At 60.5% G+C, this 17939-nt stretch carries 20 protein-coding genes; 15 read left to right on the plus strand and 5 right to left on the minus strand.

Annotation, left to right across the window (positions count from 1 at the left end; genetic code table 11):
• Positions 1 to 117 precede the first annotated feature (117 nt).
• The 4 genes from ACYVIT_RS13130 to ACYVIT_RS13145 all read left to right on the plus strand — a co-directional run bounded on the left by ACYVIT_RS13130 (position 118) and on the right by ACYVIT_RS13145 (position 3946).
• On the plus strand, positions 118 to 1272 hold the full coding sequence (locus tag ACYVIT_RS13130; protein WP_415804994.1) for an acyl-CoA dehydrogenase family protein: 1155 nt from the start codon (positions 118 to 120) through the stop codon (positions 1270 to 1272).
• Positions 1269 to 2432, plus strand: a complete 1164-nt coding sequence (locus ACYVIT_RS13135; RefSeq protein ID WP_415804995.1) for an enoyl-CoA hydratase/isomerase family protein — start codon at positions 1269 to 1271, stop codon at positions 2430 to 2432. Before ACYVIT_RS13130 ends, ACYVIT_RS13135 begins: the two co-directional genes overlap by 4 nt.
• 59 nt (positions 2433 to 2491) lie before the next feature.
• Positions 2492 to 3382 carry a 3-hydroxyisobutyrate dehydrogenase gene (mmsB, locus tag ACYVIT_RS13140; protein WP_415804996.1) on the plus strand — a complete coding sequence of 297 codons (891 nt, stop codon included), beginning with the start codon at positions 2492 to 2494 and terminating at the stop codon, positions 3380 to 3382.
• A gap of 126 nt (positions 3383 to 3508) precedes the next feature.
• The gene (locus tag ACYVIT_RS13145; RefSeq protein ID WP_415804997.1) at positions 3509 to 3946 is read left to right on the plus strand and encodes a PaaI family thioesterase; all 438 of its coding nucleotides are present in this window, start codon (positions 3509 to 3511) and stop codon (positions 3944 to 3946) included.
• Positions 3947 to 3969: 23 nt separating this feature from the next.
• On the opposite strand, the gene ygfZ is transcribed toward ACYVIT_RS13145, so the two are convergent.
• Positions 3970 to 4983 carry a CAF17-like 4Fe-4S cluster assembly/insertion protein YgfZ gene (gene ygfZ, locus ACYVIT_RS13150; RefSeq protein WP_415804998.1) on the minus strand — a complete coding sequence of 338 codons (1014 nt, stop codon included), beginning with the start codon at positions 4981 to 4983 and terminating at the stop codon, positions 3970 to 3972.
• Between the two features lie 247 nt (positions 4984 to 5230).
• Here ygfZ and mltG point away from each other — a divergent pair, with 247 nt between their 5' ends.
• From mltG to ACYVIT_RS13205, 11 genes are all read left to right on the plus strand, one after another.
• Positions 5231 to 6241 carry an endolytic transglycosylase MltG gene (gene mltG, locus ACYVIT_RS13155; protein WP_415805001.1) on the plus strand — a complete coding sequence of 337 codons (1011 nt, stop codon included), beginning with the start codon at positions 5231 to 5233 and terminating at the stop codon, positions 6239 to 6241.
• A complete protein-coding gene (tmk, locus tag ACYVIT_RS13160) occupies positions 6238 to 6870 on the plus strand; it encodes a dTMP kinase (RefSeq protein WP_415805002.1) in 633 nt (210 codons plus the stop codon). The genes mltG and tmk overlap by 4 nt, the downstream gene beginning before the upstream one ends.
• Entirely contained in the window at positions 6867 to 7922 is a 1056-nt protein-coding gene (gene holB, locus ACYVIT_RS13165) for a DNA polymerase III subunit delta' (protein WP_415805003.1), read from the plus strand. Before tmk ends, holB begins: the two co-directional genes overlap by 4 nt.
• 9 nt (positions 7923 to 7931) lie before the next feature.
• The gene (locus tag ACYVIT_RS13170) at positions 7932 to 8702 is read left to right on the plus strand and encodes a TatD family hydrolase (protein WP_415805004.1); all 771 of its coding nucleotides are present in this window, start codon (positions 7932 to 7934) and stop codon (positions 8700 to 8702) included.
• A 240-nt stretch (positions 8703 to 8942) separates the two neighbouring features.
• The gene (locus ACYVIT_RS13175) at positions 8943 to 9842 is read left to right on the plus strand and encodes an ankyrin repeat domain-containing protein (RefSeq protein WP_415805005.1); all 900 of its coding nucleotides are present in this window, start codon (positions 8943 to 8945) and stop codon (positions 9840 to 9842) included.
• Between the two features lie 111 nt (positions 9843 to 9953).
• Positions 9954 to 10691, plus strand: coding sequence for an IclR family transcriptional regulator (locus tag ACYVIT_RS13180; RefSeq protein WP_415805006.1), 738 nt, complete (start codon positions 9954 to 9956; stop codon positions 10689 to 10691).
• Between the two features lie 85 nt (positions 10692 to 10776).
• Positions 10777 to 11520, plus strand: coding sequence for a transporter substrate-binding domain-containing protein (locus ACYVIT_RS13185; RefSeq protein ID WP_415805007.1), 744 nt, complete (start codon positions 10777 to 10779; stop codon positions 11518 to 11520).
• A complete protein-coding gene (locus tag ACYVIT_RS13190; RefSeq protein ID WP_415805008.1) occupies positions 11517 to 12185 on the plus strand; it encodes an amino acid ABC transporter permease in 669 nt (222 codons plus the stop codon). Before ACYVIT_RS13185 ends, ACYVIT_RS13190 begins: the two co-directional genes overlap by 4 nt.
• Positions 12182 to 12958: an amino acid ABC transporter ATP-binding protein gene (locus ACYVIT_RS13195; protein ID WP_415805009.1), complete on the plus strand. Its 777-nt coding sequence runs from the start codon at positions 12182 to 12184 to the stop codon at positions 12956 to 12958. Before ACYVIT_RS13190 ends, ACYVIT_RS13195 begins: the two co-directional genes overlap by 4 nt.
• Positions 12955 to 13929: a formimidoylglutamase gene (hutG, locus tag ACYVIT_RS13200; RefSeq protein ID WP_415805010.1), complete on the plus strand. Its 975-nt coding sequence runs from the start codon at positions 12955 to 12957 to the stop codon at positions 13927 to 13929. Before ACYVIT_RS13195 ends, hutG begins: the two co-directional genes overlap by 4 nt.
• Positions 13930 to 14025: 96 nt before the next feature.
• Positions 14026 to 15315 (plus strand): Glu/Leu/Phe/Val family dehydrogenase, encoded by a 1290-nt coding sequence (locus ACYVIT_RS13205; protein WP_415805011.1) that lies wholly within the window; start codon positions 14026 to 14028, stop codon positions 15313 to 15315.
• Positions 15316 to 15471: 156 nt separating this feature from the next.
• Here ACYVIT_RS13205 and ACYVIT_RS13210 read toward each other — a convergent pair whose 3' ends face one another.
• From ACYVIT_RS13210 to ACYVIT_RS13225, 4 genes are read right to left on the minus strand one after another with little or no spacing between them, the layout of a single operon-like run.
• Entirely contained in the window at positions 15472 to 16299 is an 828-nt protein-coding gene (locus ACYVIT_RS13210) for a DUF3298 domain-containing protein (protein WP_415805012.1), read from the minus strand.
• Between the two features lie 5 nt (positions 16300 to 16304).
• Entirely contained in the window at positions 16305 to 17084 is a 780-nt protein-coding gene (locus ACYVIT_RS13215; protein WP_460478206.1) for a lipoate--protein ligase family protein, read from the minus strand.
• A complete protein-coding gene (locus tag ACYVIT_RS13220) occupies positions 17081 to 17356 on the minus strand; it encodes a biotin--protein ligase (RefSeq protein WP_415805014.1) in 276 nt (91 codons plus the stop codon). The genes ACYVIT_RS13215 and ACYVIT_RS13220 overlap by 4 nt, the downstream gene beginning before the upstream one ends.
• 19 nt (positions 17357 to 17375) lie before the next feature.
• A complete protein-coding gene (locus ACYVIT_RS13225) occupies positions 17376 to 17849 on the minus strand; it encodes a GNAT family N-acetyltransferase (RefSeq protein ID WP_415805015.1) in 474 nt (157 codons plus the stop codon).
• Between the last annotated feature and the right edge of the window lie 90 nt (positions 17850 to 17939).

The raw sequence follows: 17939 nt of genomic DNA on the forward strand, positions 1-17939 counted from the left end.
ATACCGGCTATAGATTTACGTTTACGTTAACGTCATGCAAAAATGGACGGATGGCGGGTATGGCCGTTCACGAGACAGCCATGACGCCAGCTAGACCAACCAACAGGAGACAACGCTGTGGATCTGGAATTGACTGACGAGCAGCAGGCTTTTGCGCAGGCTGCGCGCGACTACGCACAGGGCGAGCTCGCCCCCAACGCCGCTCGCTGGGATGCCGGGGGCATCTTTCCCCGAGAGGCCTTTGCCCGGGCCGGCGAATTGGGTTTCTGCGCGATTTATGCGTCCGAGGATATCGGTGGCCTGGGGCTGCCGCGGCTGGACGCCACGCTGGTGTTCGAGGAAATGGCGGCGGTCGATCCGTCGACGACAGCGTTCCTCACGATTCACAACATGGCGACCTGGATGGTTGGCCAATGGGGCCAACCGGCGCTGCGCGAGACCTGGGGGCCGTTGCTGGCCAGCGGAGAAAAACTCGCTTCGTACTGTTTGACCGAGCCTGGCGCAGGGTCGGACGCTGGTTCCTTGCGCACCAGCGCGAAACGCGACGGTGACGATTTTGTGCTCAACGGCGCCAAGGCGTTTATCTCGGGCGGTGGCGATACGGACCTGCTGGTCGTCATGGCGCGAACCGGCGGCGACGGGCCTGGCGGCGTCAGCGCTTTTGCCGTGCCGGCTGACAGCGCCGGCATCAGCTATGGCCGCAAAGAAGAAAAAATGGGCTGGAACAGCCAGTCCACGCGTCCGATCACCTTTGAAAACGTGCGGGTGCCGGCGGCCAATATGCTGGGCAAGGAAGGCGAGGGCTTCAAGATCGCCATGAAGGGCCTGGACGGCGGGCGCATCAATATCGGCACCTGCTCGGTAGGTGCCGCCCAGGGCGCATTGGACGCTGCACGGCGTTACATGGACGAGCGCAAGCAATTCGGCCGCCGCCTGGCCGAATTTCAGGCCTTGCAGTTCAAACTCGCGGACATGGCTACGCACTTGGTTGCCTCGCGGCAGATGGTGCGATTGGCGGCGTGCAAGCTGGACGCCGGCTCGCCCGATGCCGGCACATACTGCGCCATGGCCAAGCGCTTTGCGACCGATATGGGTTTCCAGATCTGCCTGGACGCGCAGCAGATTCATGGGGGTTATGGCTACTTGCGAGACTATCCCTTGGAGCGCCTGGTGCGCGATACTCGTGTCCATCAGATTCTCGAGGGCACCAACGAGATCATGCGTGTGATCGTCGCCCGCCAATTGCTGGAAAAAGGAGCAGATATCAGATGACCGCCCCAGTGCTGTTCGAGGAAAAAACCACCGCCAATGGGATGCGTGTGGCGTTTGCCACGCTGAACGCGCCGCAAACGCTCAACGGCCTGTCACTGGAAATGGTCGATTTACTGGCCCAGCGCCTGACGGCCTGGGCGCAGGACGACGGCGTGGCGATGGTGGTGTTGCAAGGCGCGGGCGGCAAAGCCTTCAGCGCGGGCGGAGATCTGCACGGCCTGTATCACAGCATGCAGGAACACCAGGGCCAGGGGGCCTGGGCCAATCCATTGGCGCGAGACTTCTTCGAGCGCGAGTATCGGCTCGATTATCAGATTCACACCTATCCCAAGCCGATCCTGTGCTGGGGGCATGGCATTGTCATGGGTGGCGGTGTCGGCCTCATGATGGGAGCCAGCCATCGTGTAGTCAGCGAAACGACGCGCCTGGCCATGCCGGAAATTTCGATTGCCCTGTTTCCCGATGTGGGCGGCAGTTGGATGCTGAATCACATGCAGGGGCGCATCGGGCTGTTTTTGGCGCTGACGGGTGCGCAACTGACGACCTCGGATGCCCTGTATGCCGGTGTCGCGGATTATCGCCTGGACTCGTCAGGCTGGCCGCAGTTTATCGAAGCATTGCTGCAAACGCCTTGGACCGCGTCGGCTGCCGAGGATGGACGCTCAGCGCGTTCGTTAAACGACGACCTGTTGCGTGATGTCCTGCTGGCTCATGAGCCAGCGTCGGAGCTTTCCCCAGGACCGTTGCGTCAGCATGCGGCACGGATCAATAGCCTGTGTGGCGGCGAGAACCTGACCGCGATCTATGACGCCATTGCCGAGCTGAAAACCCACGAAGACCCGTGGCTGGCCCGCGCCGCAGCGACGATGCTGGCGGGCTCGCCGGGTTCGGCACGGCTCGCTTTTACCCTGTTGCGCCGGACGCGGCTCAGTTCATTGGCCGAGGTGTTCCGCATCGAATACATTGCGGCGCTGGCATGCGCAGCCGAGGGAGATTTCGCCGAGGGTATCCGAGCCTTGCTGATAGACAAAGACAAGCAACCCAAATGGAATCCAGCCACCCTGGCTCAGGCATCCGAGGCGTGGGTGCAGCGCTTTTTCGAGGCGCCTTGGCCGGCAGGTCAGCCTCATCCGTTGGCGGACTTGGGCGCCGAGGCTTAAATTCGGTAGTAAGCTGATTTCAGACAGCGCATACACGACAAACACGAGGAGACCCCCACATGAGCAGTATTGCGTTTATCGGTCTGGGCAATATGGGTGCGCCCATGGCAAACAATCTGATCAAGGCCGGCCACCAGTTGGCAGTGTTCGATCTGGTGCCTGGCGCGGTCAACAGCTTGGCCGATGCCGGCGCGCGCGCAGCGACCTCTGCCGCTGACGCGGTGCAGGGGGCCGAAGTCGTGGTCACCATGCTGCCTGCCAGCAAACATGTCGAGGCGCTGTACCTGAGCCAGGATCTGCTGGGCGCGATCGATCCCAGCGCACTCGTGATTGAGTGCAGCACCATCGCCCCGGATTCGGCCCGCAAGGTCGCTACAGCGGCTCAGGAGCGCGGCCTGGCGATGATCGACGCGCCGGTGTCCGGCGGCACGGCAGGCGCGGCCGCCGGGACACTGACATTCATCGTTGGCGGCGAGGCCGACAATCTGGCTCGTGCGATGCCGGTCCTGCAGGCCATGGGCAAGAATATTTTCCACGCGGGCCCGGCCGGCGCGGGCCAGGTGGCCAAGATCTGCAACAACATGCTGTTGGGCATCTTGATGGCCGGAACATCAGAGGCATTGGCCCTGGGCGTGGCCAACGGCCTGGATCCCAAAGTCTTGTCGGACATCATTGCAAAGAGCTCTGGCCGCAACTGGGCGACCGAGTTGTACAACCCGTGGCCTGGCGTCATGGAAAACACGCCGGCGTCAAAGGGCTACGCTGGCGGCTTTGGGGTCGATCTCATGCTAAAGGACCTGGGGCTGGCTGCAGAGGCGGCGTTGTCCTCGCGATCGTCGATTCCCTTGGGCGAACTCGCACGCAATCTGTATTCGCTGCATAGTGGCGACGGCAGCGGCAAGCTGGATTTTTCCAGCATCGTCAATCTGTACGCGCACAAGACGCCTTAGGGTAGTCATTGATCTGCAGTCGTACGCATTACGCATGTGAGCGCTCGCGCTGAGGGGCGTTTGCGTACGCGGATTTTTCCGAGCCCGGTTTTTGCGGGGCCATGAGTTTTCATAACGGGAACAACCGTGTCGTCTGAGCCCACACAAACCGCCGCTCTCCAATGCGTGCGTGACAGCTTTGCCCGGCAAACCATCATGACCTTGTTCGATGCGCGTTTATCGCGCGTCGAACCAGGCCTGGTCCATATCGAATTGCCGTTTCGCGCGGATCTGTGCCAACAGAATGGTTATCTGCACGCCGGGATATCCACGACCATCGCAGACAGCGCAGGCGGCTATGCGGCGCTGTCGCTGTTCGAGCCTGGGGAGGACGTCCTGACCTCCGAGTTCAAGATGAATTTCCTGTCGCCGGCTGACGGCGAGCGTTTCGTGGCCACAGGGCGGGTGCTCAAGCCGGGGCGGCGTTTATCTATCTGCCAGGTGGAGGTGCATGCTTATCGCGGCGACCAACCCACGCTCTGTGTCGTGGGGCTGATGACGGCGGTCCGTGTGACGCCGCGATAGGAGGGCGAGGCTAGCTCGAACCCTTATCGTTTAAATCCACCGTCGGCCAAATCATACGGCAATGGCGTCACGGTGATCTTGGCGCCGTCAGGCGTGCCCACGCGCAGATCGCCATCGTCCAGCGAGGCCAAGGCGATCTCGAACAACGCGCCGCTACGCGATGCATCGACGATGCGTCCGCACGGCTCATCGGGCTGTCTGGCATCGTAAATGTCGGTGCCTGGGGTCGGCGGCTCGTTCATTGCGTCCCACTGACCATATGCGGTGCGGCGCTTTACCGTGCCACGATAGTGGCTGCGGGCGACGATTTCCTGTCCGGGGTAACAGCCCTTGGTAAAGCTCACGCCGCCTATCAGGTCCAGATTCAGCGTTTGAGGAATGAACAGGTCCTGTGTTGCCGTGCCAACCCAGGGCAGGCCAGCGGCCAGATCGGCAGCGTGCCACTGGTCGGCATTCCCGCGTTGTATCTGCGTGGCCAGCATCGCAGCGTCCGCCTGCTGCGCCTCACTGGCGATCCACCACCAGCGCAGGCCGCCGCTGACTGAGGGGGTGGCGATCCAGGTTCCACTAGGTAATTCGGTACGTTGCCAGGGCGTGACGGGCAACGCACCGTCCGCTGCCGCCTCCAGTTTCGCCAGATCGGCTGGCTCGGCCCAGACACCGCTCACATGCAGCGCCGTGGGCGCAAGCTTGGCTTTGGCGCGCAGGACAAACATGGACAGGCGCTTGACCAGCGCCTCGGCCAGATCGCGGCGGACCAAGGCATACAGTTGCGGTCCGTCCGGGGTTTCCGTTGCCTCGCCCACGGCCTGCGCCCGCCATAGCACCAGCGTCGCCAGCAAACGGCCCTTGGCCGTGCAGTACCCGCCCAGGCGAGCGGCATCGGGCGTCAGGCCCGTCACGTCCTGCGTCAATTGGCCATGTAAAAACGACAAGGCATCCGCGCCGGAGGCGGAAATGACGGTGTAGTCGGGCAGTGGGGCGGCATGGGCCGTCCCTGTGGTAGTTGGTGACAGCGAATCGAAAAAAGCAGACATGTTGTGGCCAGGCGATAGAGTGGGGCGCCGCGACGGCGTCCGATGCTGTGATGATACCCGGACGGAGCGCGGGGCGACGTTTAAACCCTGGTCTGCTCAAGGAAAACACCGTCCTCGGGCACGCTCGTTGCCTGCAGCAGAGATTGCCAAGGGTGGTCTTTCCATGAACAGCCATACCTTTGCGGACACAACGAGACACAGCCAGCGCCAGATCAAATGCCCGCGATCCATTAAACTGCGTACATCTATGAAAAAGCTTTTCCTCTATTTTCTGCTGCTCTGTCTGACCGTACTCGTATTGGCAGGCGCAGCCGCCGGTGGCGCGTGGTACTGGATGAACCGCGCGATTGCCTTGCCGGCCGACAAGGTCGAATTCATCGTCACGCCGGGCAGCACCCCGCGTGCGATGGCGCGCGCCATGAACGAGGCCGGCATTCCTGTGTGGGAGGACGGCTTTGCCTGGATGGCGCGGCTGTCCGAGCGCGACAAATTGATCAAGGCGGGCGGCTACGAGGCGCGCCAAGGCGACTCGCCTTGGAAATTACTGGATCGTCTCGCCCGGGGCGAAATGGTGCAACGGCAGGTCACCTTGCTGGAGGGATGGACCTATCAGCAGATGCGCGAGGCGCTGCGCACCAATCCCGACGTCAAGCAAACGCTGGGCGATATCAGCGACGAGGATCTGATGGAAAAACTGGGCGCTTCGATCAAGGCGCCCGAGGGCATGTTTTTCCCGGACACCTACGTTTTCACCCCCGGGACGACGGATTTCGACCTGCTGCGCCGAGCCTATCAACAGGGGCAACAAGTACTGAACACGATCTGGGCGCAGCGCCAGGATGATCTGCCGCTGAAGACACCGTACGAGGCGTTGATTCTGGCGTCGATCGTCGAGAAAGAAACCGGCCATGGCCCTGACCGCAACCGGGTGTCTGGCGTATTCGTGAATCGCTTGCGTATAGGCATGATGTTGCAGACCGATCCGACGGTTATCTACGGCATGGGGGAACGCTACCAAGGCCGTATCCGGCGTGCGGACCTGCAGGCCGATACGCCGTGGAACACCTACACTCGCGCCGGCCTGCCGCCGACACCGATTGCTGCCTCCGGGCGTGCCGCGCTGTTGGCTGCGGTACAGCCGGAGCGCCATAAATATTTGTACTTTGTTTCGCGCGGCAACGGCACCAGCGAGTTTTCGGCTAACCTTTCCGAACACAACCGCAACGTGGCGCGCTACATCCTGGGCAGGACGCAATGACAGCACGTGGACGTTTTATTACCCTCGAGGGCGTAGATGGGGCAGGGAAAAGCACCCATGCCGCCTGGATCGCCGATACATTGCGTGCCGCGGGGCTCAGCGTCGTCACGACTCGGGAGCCGGGCGGCACGCCGCTGGGCGAGATCCTGCGCGGTCTGGTGTTGTCCGAATCCATGACGCTGGATACAGAGACCCTGTTGATGTTTGCTGCGCGTTGCGAACACGTCGCGCAGGTCATCGAGCCGGCGCTGGCTCGAGGCGATTGGGTGGTGTGCGATCGCTATACCGACGCGACCTACGCCTACCAAGGCGGCGGACGCCAACTGGGTGTCCAACGGGTCGCCGTGCTAGAACAATGGATGCAGCCCTCGTTGCAGCCCGATCGGACCTGGTTGTTCGATGTGCCGTTGGAATTGGCCCGCGCACGTTTGGCCGATGCTCGTGAGCCAGACCGTTTCGAGCGGGAAGAAGCGGCCTTTTTCGAGCGCACGCGCTCGGCCTACCATGCCCGCGCCCAGGCACAGCCAGAACGCTTTCGTATCGTGGATTCCAGTCAGCCGATGGCCGACGTGCGCGCCCAATTGGAATCCGAACTGAAGGCCTTGGTCCAGGCCTCGCGAACCTCATGAGCGTCGCCCAGTTTTTGCCGTGGCAGCGCGAGATCGCGCAGGGCTGGTTGGCTGGGCGGGAACGTTTCGCGCACGCGTGGCTCATTCATGGCGTTGCCGGCATTGGCAAAGTCGAGTTTGCCGCGGCAGCGGCGGCCAGTCTGTTGTGCGAATCGCCCGTTGACAATCTGGCTTGCGGCCATTGTCCGGCCTGTACCTGGATCGCCAGCGGCAATCACCCTGATCTGCGGCGTATCCGCCCTGAGGCAGTGGCACTGCAAGAGGGTGTCGCGACCACTGAGAGTACCGACGACGCCGCGCCTGCGGCCGAAACCGGCACGGCCAAACGAGCGCCATCCAAAGAGATCCGCATCGATCAGATCCGTACCCTGGAACCCTGGTTCAACACAGCGACCCATCGAGGCGGCTGGCGGGTCGCCGTGCTGTATCCCGCTCAGGCGTTGAACGTGATCTCCGCCAACGCCTTGCTCAAGGTCTTGGAGGAGCCCCCGCCTCACACGGTTTTCCTGCTGGTCGCTGATGCACCCGACAGGCTGCTGCCGACGCTGGTATCACGCTGCCGACGCCTGCCCTTGCCGGCGCCGGGCAGCGATGCCGCTCTACAATGGCTGACAGAGCAGGGCGTAGCCTCCGCCCAGGATTGGCTCGCCGCGGCGGGCGGGGCGCCCTTGGCGGCGTTACGCTTGTCTCAGAGCGGCGATCAGGCTTGTCCGGAGTGGCTGTCGAAATTGATCGAGCCGCTGGCCAGGGGTCAAACGCCCGATATCGGCACGTTGGCCGAAAGCCTCGAGAAAAACTCGCCTGCCGATTGGATTGATACCTTGCAACGCTTGTATGCCGATCTGATGCTGGCGGGTGTGGGGGCGCCGGTGCGGTATTTCCCTTCGCTGGCTCGACCGGTGGGACAGACGGCTTCGCGTGCTGATGCCGTGCGGCTGGCAGAGGGCGCACGCTGGCTCACCCAGCAGCGCCGTCTGGCGACCCATCCGCTCAGCCCCAAATTATTTGCGCATGCGACCCTGCAGCGCGTGGCAGCATCCTGCCAAGCTTAACGATTCCGTATGTACGTAGATTCTCATTGCCACCTGAATTTCCCCGATCTCGCGCAAGAGTTGCCCGATATTCTGCAACGCATGGCGGCGAATCAGGTTACTCACGCCCTGGTCGTCAGCGTCGATATGCCCGACTGGCCGGGTTTGATCGAATTGGTCGAGCCGCACCGCCATTTGTGGGCGTCGGTCGGGGTGCATCCCGACTACGAGGCGACCTCGGATCCGACCGAGGCGGAACTGCTGGAATTGTCACGGCACCCAAAGGTCGTGGCCATCGGCGAAACCGGGCTGGATTATTACCGGTTGAGCGAGCCGCTGGACTGGCAGCGCGAGCGATTCCGCCGCCATATCCGCGTGGCGCGGCAAGCGAACTTGCCACTGATCATCCATACCCGACAGTCAGTCGAGGACACTCTGCGTATTCTGCGCGAGGAGAATGCCGCTGAGGTCGGGGGAGTGATGCACTGCTTTACCGAATCTTGGGAAATGGCGCACGCTGCCATCGATCTGAATTTTTATATTTCCATCTCGGGCATCGTTACGTTCAAGAACGCCGGCATCGTGCATGAGGTCGCTACCAAAGTTCCGTTGGATCGCCTGTTGATCGAGACCGATTCGCCGTATTTGGCCCCAGTACCTTACCGTGGCAAACGCAACGATCCGTCCAAGGTCATCCATGTGGCCGAAAAGATCGCGGATCTGAAAGGCATTCCGGTGGCTGAGGTGGCACATGCCTCTACAGAGAATTTTTTCAAGTTATTCAATAAGATAGATCGTTAATTTAAAGTATTTTATTTAAATTTAATTCTTTAAAGTACTTTCTGGATTATTTGGACTGAATTGATGTTTAGTTCATAAAAATCAGTTGGTTATGGGTTTTTATTGATGTTATATCTAGATTTGGATAATCCGAAGCTTTCTTAAAGTAATTTCTACAATACGAAGTCCCGGTTTCGATAGCGCTTGGCCTCGTGCATTGAAGGCGGCTGTCACGAGAAGCGGGCTTGTGACGAGAATGCCATGAAACGTTATGCATCCTTTCCCGTAAAAGCCCGTGGCCTCCTGGCGGCATTTGCTCTAGCGACGGTGACGACGGCAAGTATGGCGCCTGCCGCTCACGCCGATACTGCACCGGCAAACTGGTGGGTGTATGTCCATAACGACAAAGCTTCGGATCTCAAAGCACTGCTCGCCAAGGGCGCAGACCCCAATGTGAGGTACACAAATGGCCAACCGGCCTTGATGCGTGCAGTGGTCGACGGCGCATGGAAAGTCTTTGACGTGCTCGCTGCCGATCCCCGTACCGATGTCAATGCCGTCAATCCCGCCAACGAGACTGCGCTGATGTACCTGGCCGTGGCAGGGGAAACTGAGCGGGCCCGCAAACTCATTGCCCGGGGTGCACAGGTCAACCGCCTGGGCTGGACCCCATTGCACTATGCCGCGTCCAAAGCCCAGATGGACACGGCCAAGCTGCTCCTCGCCAACAAAGCCATGGTGAACGCGCCGTCTCCCGAGGGGACGACGCCGATCATGATGGCCGGCTTTTCCGGGCGTATGTACATGGTGCAACTACTGCTGGATGCAGGCGCCGACATCACCACCCGCAATCTCAAAGGGCAAAATGCCTCCGATTGGGCCTATGCCGCCAAGCGTAATGAGCTGGGCGCAGAACTGGCCAAGGTCATCGCAAAGGCCGAGCAACAGCGCGCCGCGCAACGCGCGAAGCAGGGGCGTACGACGGCAATTCCCGTTACGGAAACTCCCGCCGCACCTGTCGAGCCGCAACAAGTCCCGCAGGCAGTGTTGCCTGAGGCAACACCCTCCCAGCCTGCCAAAATCCCCGCGCCGGCGAAACCAGACGGAGACGACTCCTCTGTGGGCGGCGTGTCGGGCGTGCGGTTGAACAATTACGACTGATTTACGTCCTGGATTTCCCTAGTAATTCTCATAATTTGGGAAATTCCATATAGAAATTTGAGAAAAAATCGCTAACCTGCGGCCTTCTAATAAGCCGCAGGGAGCGTACGCATGTCAGACCAGGCCATAGCCGGAGGCGCCGACCGGGTGTTATACGTGCTGGCTACGCTAGCGCGTCACGACGGTCCGCTCTCGATCGCCGCGCTGACCGAGCAGACTGGTCTCGCGCAAAGCACGCTGTACCGGCAAATCGCGTTGCTAAAACGCTGGGGGTTCGTGTCGGAACAGGCCGGGGAATATGGCCCGGGCCCGCTCTGCGTGCAACTGGCGTGGGGCTTTGATCAATCGTCGTTTCTGGTGCAAGAATCCCAGCCGGACATGGCTCGCCTGGCAGAGGACTCAGGCGAAACCGTCGGGCTGCTCGTCGCCATGAAAGACCAGGCCGTGTGCCTGGATATGGTTGAGAGCCAACATCCCTTGCGCTGTTCCTTCGTCAAAGGGCGTGGCCTGCCGCTCGTGCGCGGCGCATCGGCCCGTTCGCTCATGGCCTTTATGCCGCCGGCCCGCCTTCAGGCGCTCTTGACCGACTTGCAAGCCGCAGGCACTGACGTCGCGGCACTGGCTGCGAGCCTGGAACCCATTCGCAGCGCCGGCTATGTCGTCACCGATAGCGAAGTCGACGCCGGCGTCTGGGGCGTCAGTGCACCGATATTCCAACGTCCTCATCTGGCTGTGGCGTCGATCACCTTGATGGCGCCATCCACACGCGCCGCGCAGCGTGCGAGCTTGCTGACTGATATGACGGTAGCCGCTGCCAAGCGGATCTCGCATCGACTGCAAAGCCGCTGACCTGTTTGGGCGTGGACTGGCCGTCCCGTCGATCTGTGTTGCTCCACACCTGCCGTTCCATTTATTCATTCTCCAAGGAAACATCATGAATACTCGCCGCCAACTATTGACCGCTGTCGTGGCTTTTGGTTTGACCTGGGGCGCAGCGTCCGCCCAGGCCCAGGAAACGCTGCGCGTGGTGACCGACGCGACCTTTCCTCCCATGGAGTTCGTCAAAGACGGTAAGCGTACCGGTTTTGATATCGAGCTGATCGAGGCGCTCGGTAAGGCAATGGGCAAGAAAATCGAATGGATCGACATCGACTTCAAGGGTTTGATCCCCGCCTTGCAAGCAGGCAGGGCAGAGATGGCAGTCTCTGCCATCTACATCACCGACGCTCGTAAGCAAGTGGTGGATTTCACTGACCCGTACTATGCCGGCGGACTGGTTGTGCTGACTCGCAAAGACGGTCCCATCAAGACACTGAAGGATCTTGACGGGCGCAAAGTCTCGGTACAGGTCGGCACCAAATCCGTGTCCTATCTGAAAGAGCACTATCCCTCGGTGCAACGCGTAGAGGTCGAGAAGAACCAGGAAATGTTCAATCTGGTGCAAATCGGCCGCGCCGACGCGGCTGTCACGGGCAAGCCGGCCGCCAAACTGTTTGCACAGAGCACACGTGATTTGACGGTATTGGCGGATCAGATCACTACCGAAGAATATGGGATTGCAGTCTCCAAACGTCTGCCGGAACTCAAGACGGAGCTGAATGAGGCGCTTAAAAAGATCAAGGCTGACGGTACCTATGAGCAGATCGTCAACAAATGGTTTGAGGCGCCGGCACAATGAACCTGGATTTTTCTCCCGTCTTCGCCGACTTTGATGCCTTGTTGCGCGGCGCCATTGTCACCGTCGAAATCACCGCTTGCGCATTGCTGTTAGGCTGCGCAATTGGATTGCTGGTCGGCATCGGCCGGCTCAATCCGCAGCGGCGCATCGTCTATGGAATCTGCAGCGCGTATCTGCTGGTCTTCCGTGGCACGCCGCTGCTGGTTCAGTTGTTTATCTGGTTCTTTGGCCTGCCTCAGTTTGATATCTTGCTGCCGGCATTTGTCTGCGGCGTCCTCGGCCTGGGGACATATTCTGGCGCGTATGTCTCCGAGATTGTGCGTGGCGCGATCCAATCCGTTGAGCGCGGCCAAACGGAAGCCGCGCGTTCGCTCGGGATGTCAGGCGGACAAGCCATGCGCATCATCATCCTGCCGCAAGCCATTGTGCGCATGATTCCGCCGCTGGGTAATGAATTCATTGCGCTGATCAAAAACTCGGCGCTGGTCTCGCTGTTGACGATTCACGACTTGATGCACGAGGGTCAGAAAATCATCAGCGTGTCGTACCGCTCGCTGGAGACGTACCTGGTGATCGCGTTGATCTACTTTGTGCTGACCACGGCAACGACAATGATTTTGCGCAAGATCGAACATCGCTTGCGTGCAGGGGGAATGGTCCAATGAGCCAACAAGAAATGATCCGCATCCGCGGTTTGCGTAAATCCTTTGGCACGGTAGACGTGTTGCGCGGTATTGATTTCGACGTGCAGCGCTCGCAGGTCGTCGTCGTGATCGGGCCCAGCGGTTCGGGCAAGAGCACATTGCTGCGCTGTTGCAATGGCCTGGAAGTCGCCCAAGGCGGCACCATCGACATCTGCGGGCAGTCGTTGCTGGACCATGGAAAACCGATGGGCGAGTCGGACTTGAATCGGCTGCGCATGCGTGTCGGGATGGTGTTTCAGTCATTCAATCTGTTCCCGCATCTGTCGGTGCTGGATAACGTCACTGTCGGACCGCGTACGCTGCGCGGTGTCAGCCGTGCGGATGCCGAGGCTCGAGCCGAGCAACTGCTCTCGAAAGTCGGCCTGAGCGAGAAAATGCGTGCCATGCCCGGCAGTCTATCCGGGGGACAGAAACAGCGCGTGGCGATAGCCCGTGCCCTGGCCATGGAGCCCGAGGTCATGCTGTTTGATGAGCCCACCTCGGCGCTGGACCCCGAGTTGGTGGGGGAGGTCTTGCAAGTCATGAAAGTACTGGCCAAAGAAGGGATGACGATGATGGTCGTCACCCATGAAATGGGATTCGCACGCGACGTGGCTGACGTAGTGGCCGTGATGGACGGAGGCAACATCGTCGAATCCGGTCCGCCAGAGGTGATCTTCAGTCAACCTCGCGAAGCGCGAACACGCGCTTTTCTGCAAGCCGTGCTGAACAGTTCGCAGCGGGAGGCCGCATGACTGCTGCGTTGGACCCCGCTATTTGGCGGGCGCGTGATGACAGTCAGGAACGCGGTGATACGCGCAGGCTGGCGCATGTTGCGACAGGGATCGAGGCTGGCATCCAGGCGGATGACCCGGTGTTGATCGGCTTTGCTTGCGACGCAGGCGTGGCCAGAAACCAGGGGCGCCTGGGCGCTGCGCAAGCACCGCAGAGCATAAGGCGCATGCTGGCAGGCCTGCCAGCGCACGACTACAAGCGCTTGGTCGATGCCGGAGATGTGGTGTGTGACGGCGCTCAACTCGAGCTGGCCCAGGATCAATTGGCGGCTCGCATTGCCCAGGTTCTGTCTGCGGGAGCCCGGCCGCTCGTACTGGGAGGAGGGCATGAGGTTGCTTGGGGCAGTTTCCAAGGCCTGAGGCGCTGGCTGGACGGCATAGGCGATACACAACCCGTGCTGGTGCTGAATCTGGATGCGCATTTCGACCTGCGCACGGGGCGGCCAGGCAGCTCGGGTACGCCGTTCGATCAGATAGCCGAGTATTGCGAGGCACATGGTCATGCATGGCAATACGCCTGTTATGGGGTATCCAGATTAGGAAACACCGCAGCACTCTATGAAAGGGCGGCGGAAATCGGCACGCTATGGATCGAAGACCATGCCATGCAAGAACGGCACATCGCACAACGTCTGGCGGATGTGGATGCGCTGCTAGCTCGTGCGGGGCATGTTTATCTGACCATTGATATCGACGTGTTGCCGGCATCTGTCGCGCCTGGGGTGTCCGCCCCGGCAGCGTACGGTGTGCCGCTGACCGTGGTCGAAGAAATCGCCTTGAAGGTAAAACAAAGTGGCAAATTGCGACTGGCTGATCTGGCGGAATGCAATCCAGATTACGATATCGACCATCGCACCTCAAAGGTAGCGGCCAGGCTCGCCTGGCAGTTGTTGGCTCCGAGCAAGACCCAAGCAGAACCGAAATTCAGATAATCGTTATACGTCCCTAATTTATTTTGTTTAAATTAAATAGGGACACTACGAAATCTGTGGCTACAATAATGCCGATCCTAGCCTGGAGATCCTCTCATGTCGGACAAACCCACTCATGCTTTGCCGTCGTACCTGGATGCCGAGCACCTCGGTCCCTGGGGCATCTATCTGCAACAAGTCGATCGGGTCACCCCGTATCTTGGTCCACTGGCGCGTTGGGTAGAAACGCTGAAACGCCCCAAACGTGCGTTGATTGTCGATGTGCCCATCGAACTGGATAACGGCAGCATTGCGCATTTTGAGGGTTATCGGGTTCAGCACAATACGTCGCGAGGTCCAGGCAAGGGGGGCGTACGTTTTCACCAGGACGTGACACTGTCCGAAGTCATGGCGCTGGCCGCGTGGATGTCGGTCAAGAACGCTGCGGTCAATTTGCCGTACGGTGGCGCCAAAGGCGGCATCCGCGTGGATCCGCGTGTGCTGTCTCAATCCGAGCTCGAGCGCATGACGCGCCGCTACACCTCGGAGATCGGCGTCATCATCGGGCCGTCCAAGGATATCCCCGCACCGGATGTGAACACCAACGCGCAGACCATGGCGTGGATGATGGACACGTATTCCATGAATGAAGGAGCGACGGCAACAGGTGTGGTGACCGGCAAGCCGATCGCGCTGGGTGGCAGCCTAGGCCGGGTCGAGGCAACGGGGCGGGGCGTGTTCGTGACGGCATGCGAAGCCGCGCGCGATCGCAATGTCGATGTGAGCACTGCTCGTGTGATCGTGCAGGGCTTCGGTAACGTGGGCGGCACGGCAGCGCGCCTGTTCCATGAGACCGGCGCCAAAGTGATCGCTGTTCAGGACCACACTGGCACGGTGTACAACCCGGCCGGCCTGGACGTGCACAAGCTGTTGTCTCACGTGTCGCAAAAAGGCGGCGTCGGCGGTTTCAGCGCTGCCGAGGCTCTCGACAATGCACAGTTCTGGGAATTGGAAACCGAGTTCCTGATACCTGCGGCTCTAGAAGGCCAGATCAACGAGGCCAATGCCGGCAAGGTGCGGGCCAAGATCGTGGTCGAAGGCGCAAACGGTCCCACGACGCCGATCGCCGATGACATCCTGCGCGAGAACGGCGTCTACGTGGTGCCCGATGTGCTGGCCAACGCCGGCGGCGTGACCGTCAGTTATTTCGAGTGGGTGCAGGATTTCTCCAGCTTCTTCTGGAGCGAAGAGGAAATCAACAATCGTCTCGAACGCCTGATGCGCGAGGCCTATGCCGCCGTGTCTCAAATGGCCAAGGAGCACAACGTAACGCTGCGCACCGCCGCGTTTATCGTCGCTTGCACCCGCATTCTGCAAGCCCGCCAAGTGCGCGGTCTGTATCCGTGATGCGTTTGATGATCCCTCGGGCCTAGACCCGAGGAACGGAAAAGCGCCCCGCATGATTGGCAGTACAGCCAGTCATGCGGGGCGCTTTTTATAGCAGAGCCGCTGTCGCGCCACGCGCCGCAGGCAAATGTCAGCCGCAAGATCCCGCATCCGCATTCAAGCTGCAGGCATAAACTCCGGCCGCAAAATACCATGCAGTTCGGTATACGGAATCAGCAACTCCGGCTCTCCATGGGAATACGGCGCGATCGAATACGCGTCATATTTCACGACCAGGCCCTCGCGCGTCAACGCGAAATTATCGCTTTCCTGGAACGGCCACATCCGGTCATACGCCGCGCGATCGCGTTGCGCATCCTCATTACGCGTGAGCCAGGCCTGGTGGGCACGCTGCAACGCCTCGACGAACGCGGGATGCTGATTCGGCAGCAGGGCTTCGTCCAGCGCCAGGACGCGCTCACGATCTCGTTGCCAGTTCAGATACTGTGTCGCCGGAATCCCATGCGCTGCGCCGGTCAGGTATTGGCCGGTGTGCAACTCAATGGCAATGATCTGAGGACTGACGTCCTTGACGCTAGCCTTGAAAATGGTGCTGTCGCGGGACTGCGCGGTCTGCCAGAAATACTGCGTGTATTCCGATAGCGTTTGATACGGACGCGGGCGGCCGGGATCGACGCCGGTCATATAGGCCAGGACATGATCCACCAGCGCCGTCAGTTTCGGGATGGCAGGAAACCCCACGCTGTCGATCTCAATGGTCGGGCATTGCCCTTTGCAGCCGGGCTTGGTGCCTTGCCACTGGATTTTCTCGACCTCCAGCCCGGCGACCTTGTCTTCGGTCTTGGCAGGTTGCGGGACGTTGGAGGGCAGGGTGATATTCGACGGAGTCGAGCTCGCGCAGCCCGCCAGCAATACCAGCATCGACAAGATGCCGGCAGGAGCAAGACGGCGGGTGCGAGCAAAAGCGGATAGGTTCAATCTCATGGCATTCAAGGAACTTGGGCAGTCCATTCCTGACTGGAAAATTTATCGCGCGCCTGGGCTTGGGCTTTTTCCAGCGTGGTCTGTGACAGGGATATCGGCGTCAGCGACGCCAGTCCCCGAAAGGTTTGCAGCATGCGCTCGATGATAACGTCACGCTCCAGGCCCGTCTGACTGCGCAGCGGATCGACACGTTTTTTCGCGCTCGTCGTGCCTTTGTCAGAGAGTTTTTCGCGGCCGATGCGCAGCACCTGCACCATTTTTTCGACGTCGATGTCGTATGACATCGTCACGTGATGCAAGACTGCTCCCGCGCGCCGGGCTTGTGCCGCACCGCCGATTTTGCCGCTCTCCGAGGCAATGTCATTCAGCGGTTGATACCAGGCTTTGATGCCCAGATCGTGCAGCGCCTGAATTACCCAGGCATCGAGAAACTCATACGATTGCTGAAAACTCATGCCTTGCACGAGGGCCTGCGGGACGCTGAGCGAATAGGTAATGGTATTGCCCGGCTCGACAAACATGGCGCCGCCGCCGCTGACGCGGCGCACGACTTTGACGCCATGACGTTGTGCGCCCTCGGGGTCGACTTCGTTTTTCAGTGACTGAAAACGTCCGATGATGACGGCGGGTTGGGACCATTCCCAGATCCGCAGTGTCGGGGGGCGCAGGCCGGCGCCGACCTCGTCGGTAATGACTGCGTCCAGGGCCATGTGCAATTCAGGGGACTGAGGCCCATCGTGCAGCAATTCCCATTGATAGTCGCCCCACTGTGTGCGTTCGCTCACGCTAGCGCCCTCCGTACCGTGACTGCGACGGCTTCGGGAGAAAATCCGAACAGCTCGGCCTCTGCAGGCAGGGATTGTTGGACGGCAGTTGCGATGCGGGCGTCGTCTGCGTCGGCGGGCAGGCCCGTGAGCGCGGCGTTGATCACATCCAGCGCCTCGAGCGGCTCCAGGAAAAAATCGCCACTCAGGCGCACGTCGCTGAGCGCGCCATTTTTGACTTCCAGATCGACGACGACGAGTTTGCCGCCGGGTACTTTGTATTCACCATGCATGGCGATATCGGACTCCGAATTAAATGGCGAGTTCCAGTTTCATGCCTTCGTGCGTCGCGACGAAACCTAACGATTCATAAAATCGACGGGCGTCGGCGCGCGCCTTATCGGTGGTCAATTGAACCATACCGCAGCCGTGCGCGCGGCATTGCTCGATGGCCCAGTCAAACAAGGCCCGTCCCGTGCCGGCGCCGCGTTCGTTTGACGCGACCCGCACGCTCTCGATCTGGCCGCGCCACAGCCCCCGGCGCGACAGGCCGGGAATAAAGCTCAATTGCAGGCAGCCCACCACCGCGCCGTCGCGCATGGCCACCGCCAGATACTGATTCGGATCGCGCTCGATGGCCTCGAAGGCCCGCACATAACACGGGGCGGCGGGAATGGAGGCATCCTCGCGCTGGCTGCCCAGCACATCGTCCGCGAGTAACGCGATGATGGCATCGAGGTCGGCCCGGCCGGCGCGGCGAAACTGTAATGACGCAAGCTGAGACATGAACGGTTCCTGAGGTCGCTGCGTGTGGTTTTCCGGATAAGACTGCTATTTGGATGTCATCATAGCCATCAAACCGGGTTATCCCAAACT

The sequence above is a fragment of the Bordetella muralis genome (genome assembly GCF_054781015.1).